Origin of the sequence: Paenarthrobacter sp. PAE-2 (assembly GCF_026013155.1) — a bacterium.
GTDB lineage: Bacteria > Actinomycetota > Actinomycetes > Actinomycetales > Micrococcaceae > Arthrobacter > Arthrobacter ureafaciens.
Window position 1 is genome coordinate 1 of sequence record NZ_JAPDNV010000094.1, and the last position, 1,501, is coordinate 1,501.

Consider the following 1,501-nt stretch of genomic DNA (forward strand, 5'->3'; position numbering starts at 1 on the left):
CGGTCAGCCTCGGGTACTTCAGTCTTGAGGAGGACTACGATCCCGTCGTCATCCAGATCAAAATAATCGGTCGCCCCGACAACGCAGTTGGCGTACCCCTGGCAGGCTGCTAGGTCTGCTTTTACGACTGGCATGCTCAAACTCCTTGGCCTAAGTGTTGCTGTTCTTCTTGAATTGGGGCGGTCGTTCATCCTCGGCGATGAGCGGACCGAATGGATTTCCGATCATGGCCGAAAACGTTGCCGGCGCCTGCCATGTCAGCGCCTCGAGTTCCAGCGGGCACAATGAAACCCACTGCGCGGAGCGCGGGGATTTGATCATCAGCCGGGAGCCATTGCGGGTCTCCACCCTTGTGATGTGCACCTCGGAAAACTCATTGGCAATCACGATCGGAGCGCCAGTGGCATGCGCTTCCAGCCGGACGCGTTCCTCTGCCGCGCGAATGGCGGCAAGGCGGTCTTCTTCCTCGCCTTCCCAACCAATTTTCATAGGAATATGGCCAGATTCTGCATGCGGATAACCGACTCATCCACCATGATGGTCCGACGCGCCAGTTCCCATCCGGTACCGGTGCGGCGCAGAAGGTCCTCACGTCCGGCGGACACCGTAGCGGCCTCCCGTACATCGCCCCTGCTGCGGAAGAGCAGCACCGCCGAATCAACGATGATTTCGTTCGGGTTGTCTGTGCGGAACGTCCGAACGTTCGTGATGTAGTGGCGCAACCGTGAGGGAGGGTCTTCGGTCCAGGCATGCTCTGTGGCAAACCGGGCTACCCGTCGGCTGAGCGAGTACCTGTTTTCATCAAGATGGGCCATACCGGGGGACGTGCTGTAGCCGGCACCCAGGGCGGTCGTCACCCGCACGGGCATCAGATAATGCACGTCCTCAGCAATCCGTGCCATCCATGCGTCATAGTCCTGGGCGTCCAGGAGGTAGGCTTCGTCAACCAGCCAACGGTGCGCCTGAAGGTGGAGCGCATCATCGAACGGGAGGGATTCCCCTATCCTCTGGGTGCGTGGGGCATGGCCACCGAGAACAGACTGCTCCGAAAGGGTCTTGCCGTTGCGATCGGTTTCAACGCTCATGGCCTAGGCCTCCTTTGTGAGGATCGGGTCGGCTGGGATGGCAGTGCTCCCGACGGCGGCCCGTGAAGGATCCGCCTCGGTGGCCGCGGGTGCCTGAATAGGATCGGTTCCGACGTGCAGCTGGGCCGCTTTCTCCATCGGTCGTTCGAGGTGATCAGCCCACCGCAGCAGGAGTTCACGCTGGTTGTATTCGCTGTAGCCGATTCGTGTGGAACCTGGTCCTGAATACTCATCTGAGGTCAGGGGTTCTACGACGTTCTGCCCGTTTTCCAGCATGCCCATCCGGCTGTTGAGCAGGAGGCGGCGGGCCATAGGGCCGCCCGCCGTGCTCGTCAGCGAGACCCAGTTTTCAACGTCGTCTTGTTCAAACATGCCGCCGCTGCCAAAGCACATGAGATATGCCTTGTACGAAAGGG

General features: G+C 60.4%; 3 protein-coding genes and 1 pseudogene. All 4 read right to left on the reverse strand.

Going from position 1 to position 1,501, the window contains the following annotated elements; all coding sequences use genetic code 11:
* A partial coding sequence (locus OCL88_RS21010; RefSeq protein ID WP_319951677.1) for a ferredoxin occupies positions 1–191 on the reverse strand: 191 nt, incomplete at its 3' end.
* On the reverse strand, positions 151–489 hold the full coding sequence (locus tag OCL88_RS21015; protein ID WP_169094770.1) for a hypothetical protein: 339 nt from the start codon (positions 487–489) through the stop codon (positions 151–153). The genes OCL88_RS21010 and OCL88_RS21015, both read right to left, overlap by 41 nt.
* Entirely contained in the window at positions 486–1,085 is a 600-nt protein-coding gene (locus OCL88_RS21020; protein ID WP_013603012.1) for a 3-phenylpropionate/cinnamic acid dioxygenase subunit beta, read from the reverse strand. The genes OCL88_RS21015 and OCL88_RS21020 overlap by 4 nt, the downstream gene beginning before the upstream one ends.
* A gap of 3 nt (positions 1,086–1,088) precedes the next feature.
* Positions 1,089–1,501: pseudogene (locus OCL88_RS21025) on the reverse strand (aromatic ring-hydroxylating dioxygenase subunit alpha); the annotation flags it as partial.

Bases quoted from the DNA above. Each gene is read 5' to 3' on its own strand.
- OCL88_RS21015 (WP_169094770.1), bottom strand. From the start codon at position 489: ATGAAAATTGGTTGGGAAGGCGAGGAAGAAGACCGCCTTGCCGCCATT.
- OCL88_RS21020 (WP_013603012.1), bottom strand. From the start codon at position 1,085: ATGAGCGTTGAAACCGATCGCAACGGCAAGACCCTTTCGGAGCAGTCT.